Raw genomic sequence first — 16,829 nt, 5'->3', positions numbered from 1 at the left:
CCCGACATTCAAGAAAACGGATGAGCACTCAATGAAACGACTAGAAGGTAAAAGCGCGCTTGTCACCGGATCCGCCCGAGGCATTGGCCGTTCTTTTGCTCAGGCCTATGTGAATGAAGGGGCAACGGTAGCCATCGCTGACATCAACCTTGAACGCGCCCGCGCCACGGCTGCCGAGCTCGGGCCAAACGCTTACGCAGTCGAGATGGACGTGACCAACCAAGCGTCTATCGATGATGCGATTGCCGCTGTGATTTCGCAGACAGGCAAGTTGGATATCCTGATCAACAACGCTGCGTTGTTTGATCTCGCGCCCATTGTCGGTATCACCCGCGACAGCTTCGAGCGTTTGTTTTCGATCAATGTCGCAGGAGCACTGTTTACCCTTCAGGCGGCGGCTCGTCAGATGATCAGGCAGGGGCATGGCGGCAAAATCATCAACATGGCCAGCCAGGCAGGTCGCAGAGGGGAGGCGCTCGTGGGTGTGTATTGCGCGACGAAAGCCGCAGTGATCAGCCTTACACAATCAGCCGGTCTGGATCTGATCAAGCATGGGATCAATGTGAATGCCATCGCTCCAGGTGTGGTAGACGGCGAGCACTGGGATGGTGTCGATGCGATGTTCGCCAAATACGAGAATCGGCCATTGGGTGAAAAGAAACGGCTCGTGGGTCAAGAGGTGCCTTTTGGGCGGATGGGGACGGCTGATGATCTGACGGGAATGGCCATATTCCTCGCTTCATCCGAGAGCGAATATGTAGTGGCTCAGACCTACAATGTCGACGGTGGGAACTGGATGAGTTGACGTCAAAGCATCACGGAAATCTGTAGCGGCTACGCGCACCAACAATGGAAAAAGCGGCCAACTCGATCTAGGTCTATGGCCGCTTTTGACGTCAAGCATCTTGCTAGTTACCGTCCGCCACTTTCCGTTCTATCTCCGCTATTTTCCGACTGAGTTCCTCAGCTTCCTGTTCCGTGGTTCGAGTTGAAGAGGGCGTAACGGTTTCATCCACACCTTTGGCGTCCGTGTCCCTGTCCTCAAGATCTCTTTCGGCGTTTGACGTTTCATTTGATTTGACGTCATTAACACTGTCATCGCTGTTCATATCGCTGACCTCCATTGACCTGAACATTGGATTCAACGCTATGGCTTGAGTTCGAGATTTTTTGTCGGCATTCCTCGATTACCTGACGAAGTGTACCGGCGGTCAGACTGCCTGAATTTCTCCAGATGGCGATACTCCACCGTCCGAGGAGCAGTCGCTCCTGAATAGCGGTGTAATCCACCGGGGGAACACGTAATGCCATCGGTCGAAGACTTCAGGATCCAATCTCACGCTTTCCTAATCGAGCTGGACGCCGCAACGATGGGCATGATGACGCTGGTCTCTTCCAAACGTGTTTCAGGGCCAGAATGGGAAGAGGCAACCAAACGGCATCACGATGCTTATGAGATGTGGAATTCCTTTCTTAATGTCTCTGCTTCAAGCACTGACTCAGTCACTGCGTTAAAGGCTTCGGGCGCTGACGCTTGCTAGAGCCCTTGTTTGCGGTATTCAGCATCCCTGCGATTCGCCGTTTCAGTGCTCTTTGACCTTCTTGATGCGGAAAATAATCAGCGCAAGAATCGCGATCGCGAGGGGCGTCATCGCCAGCATGGCCTCCCGCGGGGCCACCTCGGCGCCGAGCAGGTGCAACCCTGAGTAGCCAAGCTTGAGCAGGTTCAGCAGGTAGTAAGTAATGGCGATAATCGACAGACCTTCCACGGCGCGCTGGATCTTGATCTGGGCATCGGCGCGGGCGTTAAGGCTTTTGAGAATTTCCGAGTTCTGTTCTTCCATTTCTACCTGAACCCGGGCTTGCAACAGGTCGCCCAGGTTGGCCACGCTTTTGGCCAAGTGCTCCAGCCGTTGTTCGGTGGCGGTGCAGTACCTGACAGTGGGTTTGAAGCGGCGTTCGATGAACACCCCGAGGCGCTGGCAATCGCCGACGTGACTTTCCCGCAATTCGCCCAGGCGTTCGTACACGAGTTGGGCATAGGCCTGGGTGGCACTGAAGCGGTGGCGGGTTTTCGCGGTACTGCTGACCACTTGGGCTGACAGGTTGGAGATGTCCGCCAGCAGGGCTTTCGCGTTGCCGCTGTCAGCGTCGGCGTTACGCTCGGAGAGGGTGACCAAGGTCTTGTCAAAGACATCGAGTTGCGCGCTCAAGGTCTTGGCCGTGGTCAAAGACAGCGAGGCCATCATGCGGTAGGTCTCGATTTCCAGCAGGCGGCGGATCATCCGCCCTTGGCGGTAGGCGTTGAGGCGCCGGTTGATGAACAGGATGTGGTTGTTGCCGTCCTCGCTGAGACGAAAATCGCTCCAGACCACCGCATCGCCACCGCCCACGCAGGAACCGCACGGGTCCTTGAAGCCGTAGCCGGCGAGGTCCAGGCCGGCTTCACCACGCACGACGATCTGCACCGAGTTGATCAGCTGCGGCAAATGCGCTTCGACCTTTTGCGCCAGCACTTCGGGCAGCGATGTCCAGGACAGTTCATCACTGGATGAAGTGACCACCAGGGTCAGGGTGAAGAACTCGGCGTGGCGTTCCCATTTCAGGGCGTGGCCATCAAGTTGGGTAATGCCTTGGGCGGCATGAGGATCGATCGAAGCAGGGCAGCAGCGCTCCAGCAGCGCATTGCACTGCGCGTCTGCGCCGAGAAAGGCCAGATGAAACACATGGGCCGGCTCGTCGAAATACAGTGACGGGCGCGCGTGCAGTTCGTTGTGCAGGGTTTGTCTTAGCGGATGCATGCTGTTCAGGCCATTGATCGACTGCTGTTGTAGGTGGGACAGGTCGATGAACTCACGAGTCACAAGCAGCAATCTCTGGTTTTGCGCTGAAATGGTCACGCTACGTTGTCACTTCAGTAGGGGGCAAACGAACAATGACGTGCGAGGAACAATCAAAAAAAGGCGCCTTTTTAATCGTGAATCAGGCGCCCAAAACAGAAGAAACGGTTGCCGCTCACTTCTTGCTTGATTGCTCCCTGATCTGGGTCAGGCTAAGTCGAGGGGTCAATGCTTCAGGGTCGACTCTGACCTCAATCAAGGATGGCCGGGACATATCAAGGCAGCGTTCAAACGCTGGCGCAAATTCCGACGTCGTTGTGACCACCTCGCCATGCAGTCCATAGGCTTGGGCAAGTGCGGCGAAATCCGGGTTGAGCAATTCAGTGCCCGAAACGCGTCCAGGGTAATTGCGTTCCTGGTGCATTCTGATGGTTCCGTACATTCCGTTGTTGATCACAACGAAAATCACATTGGCTCCATATTGCGCTGCAGTCGCTATCTCCTGACCGTTCATCAAGAAGCAGCCATCCCCGGAAAACGAAACCACGACTCGATCCGGGCACGTCAGTTTGGCGGTCACCGCCGCAGGAACGCCGTAGCCCATTGAGCCATTGGTAGGGCCTAACTGGGTGCGGTACTGCCGGAACTGATAGAAGCGTTGAAGCCAGACGGCATAATTTCCGGCGCCATTGGTCAGGATCGCGTCGTCCGGAAGTCTGCGATTCAACCACTCAATGATGTCGGCCATTTGGACATCGCCTGGGGAGGGCAAGTGTTGCAGATTTTCGCGGTAGTTTTTGTTCAGGGTGCTCGTCCATTCACTCTTTATTTGGCTGGTCACCGCCGGAAGTTTTGCGGCTGATCTGGCAAAGGTCGACATGCTGCTGTTGATCGCTAACGCAGGTTGGTAAACCCGTCCCAATTCCTCGATGCCTTGGTGAATATGGATCAAGGTTTGCTTGGGGACCGGGATCTCCAAGGCCGCATATCCGCCCGTTGAAACCTCACCCATTCTGGAGCCCACGACCAATAGCAGGTCGGCGTTTTTTACCGCTGAGGACAGCTGCGCTGACGCGGCGAAACCAAGATCACCGACATAATTTGGGTGTCGGTTGTCGAACAAGTCCTGGCAGCGAAAAGAAGCTGCAACCGGGATATTTTGTTGTTCAGCAAAAAGCCGAATGTCGTGCACTGACTCGGTATCCCAGCCGCTGCCACCCAACACCATCAATGGCCGCTCTGATCGCTCAAGCAGTTGCTGCAGGGCGGCCATTTGCTCGGCTGCCGGTGTCATCAACACACGTTTGAAAGGCCCGGCATCACTGACTTCCGCCATTTCGGTCAGCATGTCTTCTGGCAGTGCGACCACGACTGGCCCTGGCCTGCCATTGACCGCTCGGTGGAACGCCTGGCTGATCAGTTCGGGAATTCTGCGGGTGTCGTCTATTTGGACGACCCATTTTGCCAAGGGGCCAAACATCTGGCGAAAATCAACTTCCTGAAAGGCTTCGCGATACTGCTGATCGCGAGCCACCTGGCCAATGAACAGAATCATCGGCGTTGAATCCTGGAACGCGGTGTGAACGCCAACAGAGGCGTTTGTTGCCCCCGGGCCTCGGGTCACGAAGCAGATGCCTGGCTCTCCAGTGAGTTTGCCGTAGGCTTCCGCCATATAGGCCGCCCCACCTTCCTGGCGGCACACCACCAGGTCGATTTCTTCTTGCACGTCATGCAATGCATCGAGAACCGCAAGGTAGCTTTCTCCCGGAACACAAAAAGCTCTTTTGACGCCATGGATGCGTAAGGCATCCACCAATATCTGACCTCCGCTACGACGAGAAATGGTTTTATTCATTGTTATCTCCTGAGTCGAATGGTGCGGTGTGAAAGGGTGAGTCGCTCTCTTTCTGGCAGGTACTGACTCGATCAATTGGAAGAACAACGGCTAACGTCTGCGCCACGAATTCTGAGCATCATCGAGTAGGGGTACAAACGATGATTGCTCAGCACTTCATTCCCTCAGCTATTGAAGTCGGACTTCAAGTCACCCAGTGACTTTTTATGCTGCCGCGCTACAGGCGTGGCTACAAATCGTGAAATTGCAATCTCACACGCCTACCGACTAATATACGGTCCATATACATTTCATATTGGATGAGTCAGTGGGTATCGTAAAAATTTCAGAAGCCATGCACGAGAATCTGCGCGTCGCCAGCGATGCGCTGAGTCGCTCGATCAACGCCCAAGCCGAGCACTGGATGCGCATAGGAATGCTTGCGGAGTTACATCCCAACCTGGACCACAGCGCCATCTGTCGTTTGTTGATTCGTGCCGAACTGGCGGGAGGCCTTGATCTAAAGCAGCTGTGCGCACTCGCCGATTTTTCGCAAAACGCCCAGGTTGATGCAACACCAGGAGCCCAGCAATGAAGGCCAATGTTGCTATCAATACCCCGGCAGAAATAGCCAAGTCTCGCGCTGCGGGCACACTGGCCGCCGAGGTCCTGGCCATGATTGCTCCCCACGTCAAAGCGGGGGTCACCACCGACGAGCTTGATCAGCTCTGCCACGACTACATCGTCAACGTGCAGAAAGCCATTCCAGGCAATGTCGGCTATCACGGCTTCCCGAAAACCGTGTGTACGTCGGTCAACCAGGTGGTCTGCCATGGTATTCCTTCGGCCACGCCACTGAGGGATGGCGACATCGTGAATATCGATATTGCCGTTATCAAGGAGGGTTGGTACGGCGACACTAGCCGCATGTACTTCGTGGGTGAGCCCGGCCCGGATGCCCGACGCCTGGCAGAGACGACCTATGAAGCGATGTGCGCCGGTATTCGCGTCGTCCGCCCCGGCGCTACGCTGGGTGACATTGGCCATGCCATTCAGACGGTGGCCGAAAGAGACGGATTTAGCGTCGTGCGTGAATACTGCGGTCACGGTATCGGCAAGATTTATCACGATGAGCCGCAGGTCCTTCACTACGGCTACCCAGGCCAGGGCCTGAAACTGAAAACCGGCATGATCTTCACCATTGAACCCATGTTGAACGCTGGCAAACGCCATGTGAAAACGCTGGCTGATGGCTGGACCGTGGTCACCAAGGACCACTCACTTTCGGCTCAGTGGGAGCATATGGTCGCGGTCACTGACGACGGCTTCGAGGTTTTGACCCGTTGGCCCGATAGTGTCGATGGGTATCCCGCCATCGTTTAGGCGCAGCTTGCGAGTGACACACAACGATCGAAGGTTTTCTGTCCATCACACGTGGCTTCTGATCATCGGCGTGTGTAGATCACCATCAGGATGGCCCCTTGTACCGAGCCCGCACTGTGTGCCGCGTCGGGGGCACGGCAACAGTAGTCGCCGACGTTCAGCGTTCGATCCTGATCAAAGAATGAGCCTTGCAGCACGAACAGTTGCTCAAGCTCTCCTTCGTGGGTATGGCTGGCGACATGGGCACCAGGGTCGACTTTCATCAACAGGGTTTTTTCACCGCGCTCGCTGTCCTCAAACAGGGGTTTGATCCAGAAGCCTTCAGCCTTTGTCGGCAACCAGTCATCCATCGAGGACGAGTAATAGAGAGAACCGTCGACCGGTCCCTGAATGCCGTTTTTTCCGGCAATTCTCCACGAGGGTGTTTCATCTCTTGGCATGATTCTTCACCTGGGTTCGTTTACAAGTCTTTGACCAGTCTCAAGGCATCGTAGATCGCGGCGTGGGTGTTACGCGCAGCCACTGCATCGCCAATGCGGAACAACTGGAATCGGCCGTCCGGGTTGGTCAGCACGCTTTGTGGGTTGCCGACGATCAAGTCCTGGTGTTCGACCACGCCGCCGTTGCTGGAGACGGGTTTCAACTCGAAATACAGTTCGTCCAGCGGTCGGGTTCCATGGTTAACCACCACTTGATCGACGCGTCGGACCTTGCGCGCATTGCCGTAGTCACTGTCGATGGTCGCCAACAGATCTTGGCCGTCGCGTTCTACGGCGAGCAGTCGGAAGGTGACGGTGAAGGTGGTATCCAGGGCTTGCAGTGAGCGCATGTAGGGCACCAGGTTCATCGCCATGACTTCCGGTGCGAAGGTCCGGTCCGGCGTCATGATCTCGATTTTTGCGCCACTCTTGGCGATGAACTCGGCGGCCTGCAGGCCCGCATGATCGCCCGCGTCGTCGAACAGCAGGACATTGCGCCCGGGTTTCACATCCCCGGAAATAATGTCCCAGGCCGAGACCACCAGCTCATTGCCTGCGGTGAGAATCTCGGTGTGGGGCAGGCCGCCGGTGGCGATGATCACCACGTCCGGGTTTTCGTCGTAGACAGTGCTGGCCTCGGCCCAGGTATTGAATCGAAAGCTGACGCCTCGGGCGATGCACTGGGCCATGCGCCACTCGACGATGCTGATCATTTCCCGTCGCCGCTCCGATTGCGCGGTGAGCCGAACCTGGCCGCCGGCCTGGTTGGCGGCTTCGAACACCACCACCTCATGACCGCGTTCGGCCGCCACTCGCGCCGCTTCCAGCCCGGCGACACCGGCGCCGACAATCACGATTTTGCGTTTGCTCGCCGCCTTCGGAATGTCATGGGGCATGCTGGTTTCACGGCCGGTGGCCGGGTTGTGAATGCAATAGGCAGCACCGCCCTGGTAGATCCGGTCCAGGCAATAGTTGGCGCCGACACAGGGACGAATGTCCTCTTCGCGCCCTTCGATAATCTTGCGCACGATATGCGGATCGGTCATGTGCGCGCGGGTCATGCCCACCATGTCGATCTTGCCCGAGGCGATGGCATGGCGGGCGGTGGCCACGTCCGGGATCTTCGCCGCGTGAAAGGTGGGGAAGTCGGTGGCGGCGCGAATCTCTCCCGCGAAGTCCAGATGCGGTGAGTTGCGCATGCCCTGGATCGGAATCAGGTCGGTCAAGCCAGCGTCGGTGTCGATGTGTCCACGCACAACGTTAAGAAAATCCACCATGCCGCTGTCTTTCAAACGCCTGGAGATGTCCAGGCCATCGGCCGAGGTCAGTCCACCGGGCAGTTGTTCGTCGCCGGTATAGCGCACGCCGACGATGAACTCATGGCCGACGCGCTGGCGAATGGCGCTGAGGATGTCGAAGGTAAACCGCAGTCGGTTATCGATGGAGCCGCCATATGGGGCATCGAGGTCGTTGGTCAGCGGCGACCAGAACTGATCCATCAGATGCCCGTAGGCTTGCAGTTCGATGCCGTCCAGGCCTGCAAACTTCATCCGCTCGGCGGCGTCGGCATAGTCCTTGATGATGCGTTCGACATCCCAGTCTTCCATCTTTTTCGGGAAGGAGCGATGGGAGGCCTCGCGCTCGAATGACGGCGAGACCACGGGCAACCAGTCACCCTTGTCCCAGCGCGTGCGCCGGCCAAGGTGGGTCAACTGGATCATGACCGCAGCGCCATGTTCATGACAGGCGTCGGTGAGGTCTCTCATCCAGCCGACCACCTCATCCTTGTAGGCCAGGATGTTGTTGAACACCGGTGGGCTGTCCCGCGAAACCGCAGCAGACCCAGCCGTCATGGTCAAGGCCACGCCAGCCTTCGCCCGTTCAACGTGGTAGGCGCGATAGAGGTCCTTGGGCATGCCGTCTACGGGATAGGCCGGCTCGTGGGCGGTGGTCATGATGCGGTTTCGGAGAGTCAGGTGCTTCAACTGATAGGGCTGGAGGAGCGGATCATTCAGCATCGTCAAGACTCTCCGGAAGAGGGCAAGGACCTACGTTGAAATTACGTTAGGGCGAAATGTACACCTGTGTCAACAAGCTGGACACAGGTGTACATTTAGCTTGCGCGGTGTCGGGTGAGCGACTAGGATCGAGCCATGAACGAACACACCAAAGCAGCAGAAACCGGCTGGAGAGGGTCCCTGGAAGGGTGGCTCGATGCAGCGTATGAAAGCCTGACCGAGTGCGGTGTCGACACGGTGCGGGTGATGCCGCTGGCCAAAAAACTGGGGCTGTCGAGAACCAGTTTTTACTGGTTTTTCAAGGATCGCGAAGAGCTGCTCGCCGCATTGATCGAGCGCTGGCGAGTGAAGAACACCGGCAATCTGATCGCCCAGACGGAGTGTTATGCCGAAAGCATTGCCGAGGCGATGCTCAACGTTTTCGACTGTTGGCTGAACCCGGAACTGTTCGATTCACAGTTTGAATTTGCGATGCGCAGCTGGGCCTTGCAGTCCGCTGAAGTGGCCGAACATATCCGGGTGGCCGACATTGCCAGGCGCGAAGCCCTTATCCGGATGTTCGTGCGTTTCGACTATGCATTTGACGCCGCCGATGTGCGGGCTCGAACGATTTACCTGACGCAGATTGGCTATATCAGCACCAACACCCGAGAGGATGTCGGGGAGCGAATGCGGCGGATTCCCGAGTACGTGAAGATCTTCACCGGCCAGGAACCCCTGGAGCGCGAATTGAAACGCTTCTACTCCCGCCATGGGTATGTGATGGATGAAGTTTCACCGCCAACCCCTGACTGACCGCGACTTCTGACTGACGAAGGAAGGTTCAAATGTTCGACGAACCCACGATAGGCATTATCGGTGGATCGGGATGGCTTGGCCGCTCGATTGCTCTGGCGATGCTCGACAAGGCTTTTGTCCAGCCCGGTGCGTTGGTGCTTTCGAATCGCAGCGCCAGCAACCCGTTACCGAGTGCCAAGTGGTCGCAGGTATCGGTAACGCGGGACAACCAGGCGCTGGTGGAACGTTGTGATGTGGTCATCGTGTCAGTACGCCCCGAGCAGTTTGTCGACGTAAAGATTTTCGCTGAAAACCGGCTGGTGATTTCGTTGATGGCCGGCGTGCCCCTGGAAGAAGTGGTGCAGCGTACGGGCAGTCGGCAAGTGATTCGCGCCATGGCCAATGCCGCCGCAGAAATCGGTAAGTCCTATACGCCCTGGTTGGTCACGCAAGAGGTCACCGACGGGCAAAAAGCGTTCGCCCAACGGCTGTTTGAAACCTTCGGCAGCGCCGATGAAGTCTTCACCGAACACCAGTTGAACTACCTGACAGCGCTGGTAGGAACAGGACCTGCTTACCCGGCGTTGCTGGCTCGCAGCCTGTTCCAACAGGCAGTGAGCAGCGGCTTGCCTCCCGCCATTGCCCGCCGCGCAGCCAATGCGGTGGTAGTGGATGCCAGCCAGCTGATCGGCAATGGGCACTCCGTCGACGAACTCTTGCAGGCGCTCATCAGTTACCGCGGCGTCACGGCGGCGGGCCTCGAAGCCATGATCGCCGGCGGCTTCGATAAAACAATAAAAGCAGGTCTGGATTCAGCGACTTCAGTCGCCAGTTCCATGAGTCCATTTGCCCATTCTGCTGACACGAAAGAAGGTCCAATGACGCGGTAGTTGGCCCTTCACAACTCTGGCCGCAATCGAGGTTAGCGTTTATGAATATAAAGTCTTTCTCGAAGACGGGACTTGCACTGGGGATTGTTGCCTTCACTGGTTGGGTGTCAGCGTCTGAGTGTGGTGATGTGACGATCGCCAACATGAACTGGCAATCGGCCGAAGTGATGGCCAATGTCGACAAGCTGATCCTCAATGCCGGCTACGGTTGTAATGCCGATCTGGTATCTGGCGATACGGTTCCAACCATTACTTCGATGGCTGAAAAGGGTCGGCCCGATATCGCCCCCGAGGGCTGGATCGACCTGGTTCCAGAGGTCGCGAAGAAGGGTATTCAAAGCGGTAACCTGGTTCAGGCAGCAAGCTCCTTATCCGACGGCGGTTCTCAAGGCTGGTGGATTCCAAAGTACATCGCTGACGCCCATCCCGACATCAAGAGCTTCGATGATGTGAAGAAGCATCCCGAACTGTTCCCGGCCCCTGACGACAAGAAAAAAGGCGCGATCTACAACGGCCCGCAAGGTTGGGGCGGCACCGTGGTGACCAGTCAGTTCTACAAGGCCTATGGTTTCGAGAAGGCCGGGTTTGTGCTGGTGGATACCGGTTCGGCAGCGGCGCTGGACGGCTCCATTGCCAAAGCCTACGAGCGCAAGGCGCCCTGGTTGGGGTTTTATTGGGAGCCGACCGCCTTGTTGGGCAAGTACCCGATGGTGAAACTGGAAAATGGTCATGCTGTCGATCCGGCGGAGTGGAAACGTTGCAATACGGTCGCCGACTGTCCTGATCCAAAACCCAATGGCTGGCCGGTCGATCGGGTCTATACCTTGACCACCAAGTCCTTCGCGGCTCGTTCGCCAACCGTCATGGCGTACCTGAACAAGCGCGCCTGGTCCAACGAGACGGTGAACAAATTGATTGCCTGGATGACCGATAACCAGGCCACCGGTGAGGAAGGCGCGAAGTACTTCCTGAAAAACAACGAAGCGCTCTGGAGTCAGTGGGTCACGCCTGAAGCGTCCGGCAAGATCAAGGCTGCGCTTTAATCCCAGGGGTCAATGCAGCCCGTTGCGACAGGCTGCATCGACCCCTGCGCGCAGACAACAATAAAAACACCCATGTATTGAAATGACCTGCCAGCGTTCTTACGGTCTTCTACGAAAGGGGAATGTCATGGAGTGGTTACTCAGCTTTCCACATATGGAGGACGAAAGACTCCGGGCCTTGAAAAAGGCCATCGACGGTGCCTTTCGCAATTTCACCAGTACCTACGGCGATAGCTTCGAAGCGTTTTTCCAGCCGTTGCAAGTTTTCCTTAATCAATCCGAAAGGTTCATGACCACGACGCCATGGCCGATCATCATTGTGCTGGTCGCCCTGATTGCCTGGTTCGCCAGCCGCAGCTGGAAAATTGTCCTGGGTTGCGTGTTCACGCTGATGGCTATCGGGTATCTGGACATGTGGTCCGACACGATGAAGACCCTGTCGATGATCTTCGTCTGCACGGTGATCTCCGTTGTCATCGGCTTGCCGACCGGTATCGCGATGGCCCGCTCCAATCGTCTGCAGAACCTGGTCAGCCCGGTACTGGACGTGATGCAGACCCTGCCGAGTTTTGTCTATTTGATTCCGGTGGTGATGTTGCTGGGAATCGGCAAGGTCGCGGGGCTGATTGCGGTCGTGGTCTACGCCTTGCCGCCAATGATCCGCCTGACCAATCTCGGTATCCGCCACGTCGACGCCGAGATGCTGGAGTGCGCCGACGCCTTTGGCTCATCCAGTTGGCAGAAACTGAAAAATGTCCAGTTACCGCTGGCGTTGCCATCGATCATGGCCGGCATCAACCAGACGATCATGATGGCCCTGGCCATGGTGGTCATCGCGTCGATGATTGGGGTTCAGGGGCTCGGGCAACCGGTGCTCAAGGCCATTTCCAACCAATACTTCACCCTGGGCATGTTCAACGGCCTGGCCATTGTCGGTATTGCGGTGATCTTCGATCGGGTCAGCCAAGCCTACGGCAGAAGATTGCAAAAGCACCTGGAGAGGGTTCATGGCCACTAATCTGACCAACGATTTCGGCATCGAGATCAAGCATCTCTACAAGATCTTCGGTTACCAGGCGCACGCGAGTATCGAACGGATCAAAAAGGGCATGAGCAAGGCTGAACTGCTGTCCACTCACAGTCATGTACTGGGTTTGAAGGACATCAATATCAGCATGCCGTCCGGGGGCATTCAGGTGATCATGGGGCTTTCCGGTTCGGGCAAATCGACCCTGATCCGACATATCAATCGATTGATCGAACCCACGGCCGGCGAAGTCATCGTCGGTGGTGTGGATGTGCTCAAGATGAGCCAGAACGATCTGCGAGAGTTTCGCCGGCATAGAATTTCCATGGTGTTTCAGAAGTTCGCGCTGCTGCCGAACCGGACCGTGCTTGACAATGCGGTCTATGGGCTGGAGATCCAGGGATTGCCCCGTGGCAAACAAGAAGAAATCGCCAGGGGCTGGCTGGATCGGGTAGGGCTCAAAGGTTACGAGCGTCACTATCCCAATCAGCTTTCCGGCGGCATGCAGCAGCGAGTCGGCCTGGCCCGGGCACTGGCCAGTGATGCGCCGATTCTGTTGATGGATGAAGCCTTCTCGGCCCTTGATCCGCTGATCCGCATGGACATGCAATCGGTGCTCCTGGACCTGCAAAAAGAGATCAAGAAGACCATCGTGTTCATTACCCATGATCTTGATGAGGCGCTGCGCATCGGTGATCGCATCGCTATCTTGCGTGACGGTGAGGTGGTGCAACAAGGCACCCGGCAGGAGATCGTCATGAGCCCTGCCGACGATTACATTGCCAACTTCGTCAAGGAAGTGAACCGGGGCCGGGTGATCAGCGTCGAGGCCATCATGCGGCCGTTTGCTCGGGTGAAGGCTGGAGCAACGCTGGCAGTAACCATGGGGACGTCACTCGAGTCGGCGGTCAAGCGACTGGTTGAAGCGGGACTCGACGAATTGGTGGTCACTGACAATCAAGGTCAGCCGGTGGGGCAGTTGGCGCTCAAGTCAATTATTGCAACGATGGTCACCTCGACGGTGAGCGAGGAATCACAGGTGGTTCAGTTGCGAGCCGTAGCGAAAGTGACACGGCTCGCCGAGGAGTAATCCTCTTGGTTTTTTACCCGGCGTCACGGCTTTCAGTTGACCTGATCAATCGCAAAATGGCGCTAGTGGTTTTGAAACTTCTGCAGTTAGCATTGAGGTTTATCAACGCACCCAACGAGCTGTTGGGTAACGTAACCGAGTAGGTCGAACATTGATCGAGCGACGCCAATTTAGCGGAGGCATGAAGGGGAAAAATCTCCGCTATCTGAATGAGAACCCCAACGAGAAGACTCAAATGGTCCGGGCAGGCTTTCTGTTGCTCGAGCATTTCTCGCTGCCCGCATTCACGCAAGCACTGGATACGATTGTCACCGCGAATCTTCTGCGACCCGGGTTGTTCTCTTCCCGAACGTTCGGCTTGACCAATGAGGAGGTCGTCAGTGACCTGGGCCTGGTCATTCGGCCAGATACCCGTTTCGATGGCTCAACGATCCAGGACCTGGATCTTCTGGTCATTTGCGGCGGCTACAGGACAGAACTCAAAGCGACGGATGAACTCATCTCCCTATTGAGGGCTGCATCAGACCAGGGTGTCAGTCTGGCCGGGTTGTGGAATGGTGCGTGGTTCCTGGGGAGGGCCGGCTTGCTTGACGGATATCGTTGCGCGATTCACCCCGAACATCGCCCCGCACTCGCGGAAATCTCCAAGGCGACGCATGTCACCAGTGAGCCCTACGTCATTGATCGAGACCGGCTTACGGCTTCCAGTCCCTCGGGGGCATTCCACATGGCGTTGGACTGGATCAAAGGATTGCACGACAAAGCCCTCGTCGAGGGGATTGAGGACATCCTTGCTTTCGAGGAGTCGCGTTATCGGCGCATAAAGCCGACTGAAAATATCTGCGTGAGCGCGCCATTACGCGAGGTGGTGAAGCTGATGGATGCCAACCTCGAAGAGCCTCTGGAGCTGGAGCAGTTGGCGGTCTACGCAGGCCGTTCTCGTCGACAGCTCGAGCGCTTGTTCAAGGAGCAACTGGGCACAACGCCGCAACGGTATTACATGGAGCTGCGAATTACCGAAGCGCGTCGACTGCTCCAGCACACGGAGCTGTCCCAGGTGGACGTGTTGGTTGCGTGTGGCTTTGTATCGCCCAGCCACTTCAGCAAGTGCTATAGCTCGTACTTCGGATACAGACCTTCCAAGGAAACGCGACTCGTCAAATAAAGCTACTTTTTGAGTCTGTGCCTACTCGTGATTTGCGCAGATTTAAGCCGTCATCATTAAGTCGTATTAAGGGAGCTAAAGCGTCCGTTTTCGACGCTTTGCCTATCATGTTTTGGTTAGGGGCGGCGACTTGCCCGGTAGGTAGATCGCAAACCAATCAACAGAAACAGGGTGATCAGGCCGAGGGCCAGCCCACGAGTAATAGCCGGTTTAACGAATGGCATCGGGTTATCTTGCTGGCAGGCTGCGCTATCGACTTGCGCGACGGTGATTTGCCCGTAGTCTGTCAAGTGCTGCTTTTCGCCATTCAGGATCGCCGCCTGTTGTTCCAGATCTAAAGCCTGATACTTCCAGAGCGTTGACGATCCTTCTCGGCAATAGGTGAACGTTTTAGGGTTTGAAGCGGCAACAATACAAGCGTCGTTGATGCCCCGTTTTTTCAGCGTTTCAGCAGCTGACCTTGTGAAGTCCAGGTCGATGGCGGGAATAGTCCCTGTAGCAAAAGCCGCGAACGAAACCAAAAGGTTGCCCGCGACGCAGAGTGTTGAAATTTTCAAGGTTGGATTCCCCTTGTTTTTTATTTTTTTTGATTAATGCGTGGAGCGCGGTCAACCTGCCCTTATTGAAGTTTGGCAATTAATAAGCCTGCTAGCCTTAGAGGATGAAAGTCCCCAACTTTGGGGGAATTCCTGAAAGTGGGGCGGCCTGTTGCCTATAGGCTTGCCACAATCAACACCCTGTTCAGGTGCAGCATAAACTCCAAGATCGTCGCCAGGCTTGCGGTCTGCATCAGCACCATCAGCACCCTATGGATTGGTGTAGATGCCAGAGCGTCCAGAGGCTGAACATCCTGAGTTACACGCCCTGTAATGCCCATCACGCAAAAGATGCCAAAGCAAGGCTCGGGCCAATCGCCGAAAAAACCACCGAGTGGTTGTTCGGGGGAGCGTCAGCCCGGGAAGTGATCTCCGAACATGGGATGGCCGCCCGCGGAGCTGTCGCGCGTGGCCTCGTCCTGGATGACGTCCCAATGCTCGACCATCACGCCGTTCTCGAGGCGGAGGATGTCGACCACGACCCAGTTCACCGGCTGGCCGAGGCCAGAGAATCGGCCGTGCAGCATGACGAAATCGCCTTGCGCCACCGCGAGCTGGCATTCGTAACGCAGTGTGGGCGACCCCGCGGCGACCAGATCGAACAGGCCCTGGCGGCCTGGGGGCATATGAGCACTGTGTTGAATATAAGAGGGCGACCAGAAGTGTTCGGCCGCAGCCAAATCCTTGCGGTTGAATAGGGTGTCGAATCCTTCGAGAACGATTGCCTTGTTCTCGGTTGGTGTGCGTGCGGTCATAGTCTTGGTCCTGTTAGCAATATGAGGGGTAGACGACCGCTGAGGCCGCCCGACGCGGTAGCGGTCAGCCGAGAGTCGGCCCGTTTGCGATCATGTCGTTGAACTGATTAATCCAGACATGCTCATTCGGGCCAGGGTTGGCACGCATTGCTTCGGCTGGTGAGACGAGGATTTCGTCCACGCCGCTCTCGAACTGCTTCATCGCTTCCGTAATGAACTGGTCGAGAGGAATGGCGCGCTCTTCCTCACTGCTATTGAGCAACTCGGTGCGTACCCAAGGCGGCGCGATTTCGATCAGTTGGATGCCCTGTTCGCGCAGCAGATAACGCTGTGACAACGTGTAGGAATGGAGGGCTGCCTTGGTCGCCGAATAGACCGCCGTCACTGCCATCGGCACGAAGCCGAGAACTGAGGAGACGTTGGCGATCACCGCATCAGGCTTCGCCTTCAGATGCTCAATCAGGACCGAGGTCATGCGAATCGGGCCGAGCAGGTTAGTGGTGACGGTCGACAGTGCGAGCGCATCGTCCACTGGCTTGTCTGCGTGATCCAGCATCATGACGCCGGCATTGTTGATCAGCACATTCACGTCCGGGTAATTGGAAATGAGCTTCTGCGCTGCCGCCTGGATGCTGTCCGGGTCGGTAATATCGAGTTCAATGGCGGCCATACCCGGATTGGCACCGAGCGTCTCCTGTAGCCGCTCCATACGCCGGCCAGAGATGATCACCTGATTGCCGAGCGTGTGGAAGGCTTCGGCCAGGCCTCGGCCAATGCCGGAGCCGCCGCCAGTGATGAAGATAGTATTGCCGGTCATACGCATGACACTTCTCCTGGATGGATGAAAATAAAGGCCGTCCAGCGCGCCGCCCGGATGAACAGGTCGACCGATGCGTCGTGCAGGGTGGTGGCACTAAATTGGCAACTTCGGC

Annotated in this window: 17 protein-coding genes; 9 read left to right on the top strand and 8 right to left on the bottom strand. The window is 56.7% G+C overall.

Translation table 11 applies throughout. The features are described from left to right. Positions 1–31 precede the first annotated feature (31 nt). Positions 32–805, top strand: a complete 774-nt coding sequence (locus tag ACYZTW_RS20760) for an L-iditol 2-dehydrogenase (RefSeq protein WP_462001589.1) — start codon at positions 32–34, stop codon at positions 803–805. Positions 806–908: 103 nt separating this feature from the next. On the opposite strand, the gene ACYZTW_RS20755 is transcribed toward ACYZTW_RS20760, so the two are convergent. The 3 genes from ACYZTW_RS20755 to ACYZTW_RS20745 form a co-directional block, all read right to left on the bottom strand. Further along, positions 909–1,109 carry a hypothetical protein gene (locus tag ACYZTW_RS20755; protein ID WP_462001588.1) on the bottom strand — a complete coding sequence of 67 codons (201 nt, stop codon included), beginning with the start codon at positions 1,107–1,109 and terminating at the stop codon, positions 909–911. Between the two features lie 474 nt (positions 1,110–1,583). Next, complete coding sequence (locus tag ACYZTW_RS20750; RefSeq protein WP_462005808.1) at positions 1,584–2,801, bottom strand: DUF3422 domain-containing protein; 1,218 nt, start codon at positions 2,799–2,801, stop codon at positions 1,584–1,586. A 214-nt stretch (positions 2,802–3,015) separates the two neighbouring features. After that, positions 3,016–4,695, bottom strand: a complete 1,680-nt coding sequence (locus ACYZTW_RS20745) for a thiamine pyrophosphate-binding protein (RefSeq protein ID WP_462001587.1) — start codon at positions 4,693–4,695, stop codon at positions 3,016–3,018. A 307-nt stretch (positions 4,696–5,002) separates the two neighbouring features. On the opposite strand from ACYZTW_RS20745, the gene ACYZTW_RS20740 reads away from it, so the two are divergent. Further along, the gene (locus tag ACYZTW_RS20740; protein WP_462001586.1) at positions 5,003–5,269 is read left to right on the top strand and encodes a ParD-like family protein; all 267 of its coding nucleotides are present in this window, start codon (positions 5,003–5,005) and stop codon (positions 5,267–5,269) included. Next, entirely contained in the window at positions 5,266–6,057 is a 792-nt protein-coding gene (gene map, locus ACYZTW_RS20735) for a type I methionyl aminopeptidase (RefSeq protein WP_462001585.1), read from the top strand. Before ACYZTW_RS20740 ends, map begins: the two co-directional genes overlap by 4 nt. A gap of 62 nt (positions 6,058–6,119) precedes the next feature. Here map and ACYZTW_RS20730 read toward each other — a convergent pair whose 3' ends face one another. Continuing rightward, the gene (locus ACYZTW_RS20730) at positions 6,120–6,497 is read right to left on the bottom strand and encodes a cupin domain-containing protein (protein ID WP_462001584.1); all 378 of its coding nucleotides are present in this window, start codon (positions 6,495–6,497) and stop codon (positions 6,120–6,122) included. 20 nt (positions 6,498–6,517) lie between these two features. Then, positions 6,518–8,554, bottom strand: coding sequence for an oxidoreductase (locus tag ACYZTW_RS20725; protein ID WP_462001583.1), 2,037 nt, complete (start codon positions 8,552–8,554; stop codon positions 6,518–6,520). Positions 8,555–8,689: 135 nt separating this feature from the next. Here ACYZTW_RS20725 and ACYZTW_RS20720 point away from each other — a divergent pair, with 135 nt between their 5' ends. The 6 genes from ACYZTW_RS20720 to ACYZTW_RS20695 all read left to right on the top strand — a co-directional run bounded on the left by ACYZTW_RS20720 (position 8,690) and on the right by ACYZTW_RS20695 (position 14,546). Beyond that, a complete protein-coding gene (locus tag ACYZTW_RS20720; RefSeq protein ID WP_462001582.1) occupies positions 8,690–9,349 on the top strand; it encodes a TetR/AcrR family transcriptional regulator in 660 nt (219 codons plus the stop codon). A gap of 32 nt (positions 9,350–9,381) precedes the next feature. After that, positions 9,382–10,221, top strand: a complete 840-nt coding sequence (locus tag ACYZTW_RS20715) for a pyrroline-5-carboxylate reductase family protein (RefSeq protein WP_462001581.1) — start codon at positions 9,382–9,384, stop codon at positions 10,219–10,221. Positions 10,222–10,262: 41 nt separating this feature from the next. After that, positions 10,263–11,264 carry an ABC transporter substrate-binding protein gene (locus ACYZTW_RS20710; protein WP_462001580.1) on the top strand — a complete coding sequence of 334 codons (1,002 nt, stop codon included), beginning with the start codon at positions 10,263–10,265 and terminating at the stop codon, positions 11,262–11,264. Positions 11,265–11,418: 154 nt separating this feature from the next. Beyond that, on the top strand, positions 11,419–12,282 hold the full coding sequence (locus ACYZTW_RS20705; protein WP_462005807.1) for an ABC transporter permease: 864 nt from the start codon (positions 11,419–11,421) through the stop codon (positions 12,280–12,282). Beyond that, positions 12,272–13,381, top strand: coding sequence for a quaternary amine ABC transporter ATP-binding protein (locus ACYZTW_RS20700; protein WP_462001579.1), 1,110 nt, complete (start codon positions 12,272–12,274; stop codon positions 13,379–13,381). Before ACYZTW_RS20705 ends, ACYZTW_RS20700 begins: the two co-directional genes overlap by 11 nt. A 151-nt stretch (positions 13,382–13,532) precedes the next feature. Next, positions 13,533–14,546, top strand: a complete 1,014-nt coding sequence (locus ACYZTW_RS20695) for a GlxA family transcriptional regulator (protein WP_462001578.1) — start codon at positions 13,533–13,535, stop codon at positions 14,544–14,546. A 116-nt stretch (positions 14,547–14,662) separates the two neighbouring features. On the opposite strand, the gene ACYZTW_RS20690 is transcribed toward ACYZTW_RS20695, so the two are convergent. From ACYZTW_RS20690 to ACYZTW_RS20680, 3 genes are all read right to left on the bottom strand, one after another. Further along, on the bottom strand, positions 14,663–15,103 hold the full coding sequence (locus ACYZTW_RS20690) for a hypothetical protein (RefSeq protein WP_462001577.1): 441 nt from the start codon (positions 15,101–15,103) through the stop codon (positions 14,663–14,665). Positions 15,104–15,495: 392 nt separating this feature from the next. Next, positions 15,496–15,897: a nuclear transport factor 2 family protein gene (locus tag ACYZTW_RS20685; RefSeq protein WP_462001576.1), complete on the bottom strand. Its 402-nt coding sequence runs from the start codon at positions 15,895–15,897 to the stop codon at positions 15,496–15,498. A gap of 64 nt (positions 15,898–15,961) precedes the next feature. Beyond that, a complete protein-coding gene (locus ACYZTW_RS20680) occupies positions 15,962–16,720 on the bottom strand; it encodes an SDR family oxidoreductase (RefSeq protein WP_462001575.1) in 759 nt (252 codons plus the stop codon). Positions 16,721–16,829 lie beyond the last annotated feature (109 nt).

The sequence above is a fragment of the Pseudomonas sp. LB3P25 genome, from assembly GCF_054897985.1.
The sequence above is the reverse complement of the archived record's forward strand: the minus strand, read 5'-3'. Positions and strand labels throughout refer to the sequence as shown.